This window comes from Arenimonas sp., from assembly GCF_019459675.1.
Lineage (GTDB): Bacteria > Pseudomonadota > Gammaproteobacteria > Xanthomonadales > Xanthomonadaceae > Arenimonas.
In genome coordinates this window covers 1-2,996 of record NZ_JAIBFH010000414.1, presented here as the reverse complement: position 1 = coordinate 2,996, position 2,996 = coordinate 1, and the positions used below count along the sequence as shown (strand labels likewise).

At 70.3% G+C, this 2,996-nt stretch carries 3 protein-coding genes; 1 reads left to right on the top strand and 2 read right to left on the bottom strand.

The features are described from left to right. Positions 1–81: 81 nt before the first annotated feature. A complete protein-coding gene (locus K0M70_RS13710; RefSeq protein ID WP_290782854.1) occupies positions 82–708 on the bottom strand; it encodes a methyltransferase domain-containing protein in 627 nt (208 codons plus the stop codon). Positions 709–808: 100 nt separating this feature from the next. Here K0M70_RS13710 and K0M70_RS13705 point away from each other — a divergent pair, with 100 nt between their 5' ends. After that, positions 809–1,213: a DUF6491 family protein gene (locus tag K0M70_RS13705; RefSeq protein ID WP_290782853.1), complete on the top strand. Its 405-nt coding sequence runs from the start codon at positions 809–811 to the stop codon at positions 1,211–1,213. Between the two features lie 4 nt (positions 1,214–1,217). Here the strand turns inward: K0M70_RS13705 and rlmKL are convergent. After that, positions 1,218–2,996, bottom strand: a 1,779-nt coding sequence (gene rlmKL, locus K0M70_RS13700) for a bifunctional 23S rRNA (guanine(2069)-N(7))-methyltransferase RlmK/23S rRNA (guanine(2445)-N(2))-methyltransferase RlmL (protein ID WP_290782851.1), incomplete at its 5' end; no start/stop codon positions are given.

Below are 2,996 nucleotides of genomic sequence, written 5' to 3'. Positions count from 1 at the left end.
CCCCCGCCGGCTTATTCGAAGGGGGGGGGCCGTCCGGCCCGGGCACCCGGGAGGTGGGGCGGGGGGCGAAAGCCCCGACGCTCAGCGCATCGAGCGCGGCGCGATGGCGCGCGAAATGCGCCGCGAATACACGTAAACGGTGGCCGGCGGCACGTTCCACCAGGTGAAACTGCCGCGCCGGGCGTTGAGGCCCAGGGCTTCAATGACTTCCCTGGCCACCGGATTCGCCGGGCCGTAGGTGAACTGGACGAACCGCCCCTGTGGCTGCATGCAGTCGAACGCGGCGCCCAGGATGGCCTGCTGGGTAGCCTTGGGCATCGAAAGCAGGCCCAGGCCCGAGATCACCGCATCAGCCGGGGATTCGGGGCCAAAACCACGCGCCAGCGCCAAGTCGCCCAAGTCGCGGGCGTCGGCGCAGGCCACCTGCACCTGCGGAAAATGCCGCTGCAGGTGCTGGTGCAATTCTTCATTGAGCTCGAGCACCAGCAGGTCGGCCGGTGCAATGCCGTGGTCGAGCAGGGCCTGCGTGAACACGCCGGTGCCGCCGCCCAGTTCGATCACGCGGCTGGTCCCGCGCGGAAGTTCGGACATCATCTGCCGCGCCAGCTGCGGGCTGGAGGGCGAGATGGCCGCCATGCCCAGCGGATTCTTGAGCCATTGGCGGAAGAAGGTCCAGGTGGGGGGCGTGGGGGTAACGTTTCGGCGCATGGCCACAGCATAATGCGCCGGCGCGCGTTTCGCGCGGGTTAAGTGCCCGGCCGCGACACTGGCCTCGTTCATCCACGCAGCCACGCCCATGAGATCCGCCATGCGCCTGTCCCCCGTTCCCGTGCTCGCCCTGCTGCTTGCCGCCACCGCCAGCGCCGGCGATCCGGCCACGCCCCGCGTGCCGCTCAAGCCCGCCGACTGCCTTGACCCGTCCACCCTGCGCAATTGGCACTACGTGGACAGCACCGAACTGCTGGTGGACGGCGGCCGCCGCAAGTACCGCATCACGCTGGCCGAGTCGTGCACCGACCTGGGCAGTGCAGCCACCATCGGCTTTCGCGGCGACAGCCTCAGCGGCCGCGTCTGCGGCCATTTCGGCGATCGCGTCGTGACCCCGCGGATGGCCTGCCGCATCGAACGCATCGAGCTGGTGCCCGCCGACGCCTACCGGGAGGCGACCTCCGGGGCGAAAGGCCGCGTGTCGGCCGAGGCCGGCCGGGGCTGAGTCCTCAGACCCGGCGCAGCTCCCAGCAGCGGTGGATGCGCGGGTTGCGTTCGAAATCCGGGTCGATGGTTCGCGGGCTGATCTCGATGCAGGTGGCGAACTCGGCGATGGCGGCCTGGTCGAGCTTGAAGCGCCGGAAATTGTTCGAAAACAGCAGCAGCCCGTCCGGCGCCAGGCGTGAGCAGCAGGCGCGCAGCAGGCGCACGTGGTCGGCCTGGGTGTCGAAATCCTGCGCACGGGCCGAGTTGGAGAAGGTCGGCGGGTCGCAGAAGATCAGGTCGTACTGGCCGCGGTCGGCCGCCAGCCAGGACATCACGTCGGCCTGCACCAGCTGGTGGCTGCGGCCAGCCGCCGCGTTGAGCGCGAGGTTCTTGCCGGCCCACTCCAGATAGGTAGCCGACAGATCAACGCTGGTGGTTGAGCGTGCACCGCCCACCGCCGCATGCACGCTGGCCGCGCCGGTGTAGGCGAACAGGTTCAGCATTCGCTTGCCGCGGGCCTCGCGGCCGATGCGCAGACGGATCGGGCGATGGTCCAGGAACAGGCCGGTGTCGAGGTAGTCGAACAAATTCACCAGCAGGCTGGCCTGGCCCTCGCGTACGGCGACCAGTTCGCCGCGCTTGTCCATCTGGCCGTACTTGCTGCCGCCCTTGCCGCGGGCACGGGTCTTGATGGACACCTGCTCGGTGGGTACGGCGAACACTTCCCGCACCGCGTCCAGCAGCTCGCCGAAACGGCGACGGCTGTCGGCTTCGGGAATGGTGGCGGGCGCTTCGTATTCCTGCACGTGCACGAAGGTGCGGGCTTCGCCGCCGTCCTCGACGTACACGTCCACCGCCGCCGAATACTCCGGCAGGTCGGCGTCGTAGGCGCGCCAGGCGAACACGCCTTCGCGCTCACGCCACGACTTGAACCGCTTGAGGTTCTTGCGCAGGCGGTTGGCGACCATCTGGGCGCCGTCGGTCAGCGGCTTGGCCTCGCGCGGTGGCCGTGCCGGCGGCTGCACCGGGTCGCACACCACCAGCGCGCATTCCAGCGTGCCGTTGAAGAAAGCGTAGCGCTTGGCCGCGCGCAGGCCGCTGGCCTGGGCCAGCTCGTCCGAGCCACACAGCAGCACGGCGCGCCAGTCCGGCACGGCGCTGCGCAGGGCATCGCCCAGCTCGCGGTAAAGCGCGGCGTCGGCGACCAGGCGCGCGTTGTAGGGCGGGTTGCACACCACCAGGCCGCGCGACGGGCCCGGGGCCTTGAGTGCCGACACCGGCGCACGGTCGAAGCGGATCAGCTCGGCGATGCCGGCACGATCGGCGTTGGCCACGGCGGAATGCAGGGATGCCGGGTCGACGTCGGCGCCGAAGAACACCGGCTTCAGCGCGGCCAGCCCGACTTCGGCGCGCTGGCGCGCCTGGGCCTCGATTCCGTTCCAAAGTTCTTCGTCAAACTGCTTCCAGCGCGTGGGCAGCTTGCCCTTCAGGCGATGCAGGCCCGGCGCGACGTCGGCGGCCATCAGCGCGCCCTCGATCAGCAGCGTGCCGCTGCCGCACATCGGGTCGAGCAGCGCGCCGCCGTCGGCGTAGATTTTCTGCCAGCCGCCGCGCACCAGCATCGCCGCGGCAAGGTTTTCCTTCAGCGGCGCCTCGCCCTGCGACTGGCGCCAGCCGCGGCGGTGCAGCGAGCCGCCGCCGATGTCGATCGACACGATTGCCCTGCCCTTGCGCACCACCAGGCTGATGCGCAGGTCGGGCGTGTCGGTGTCCACCGCCGGGCGGGGGCCGTTGGGCGCGCG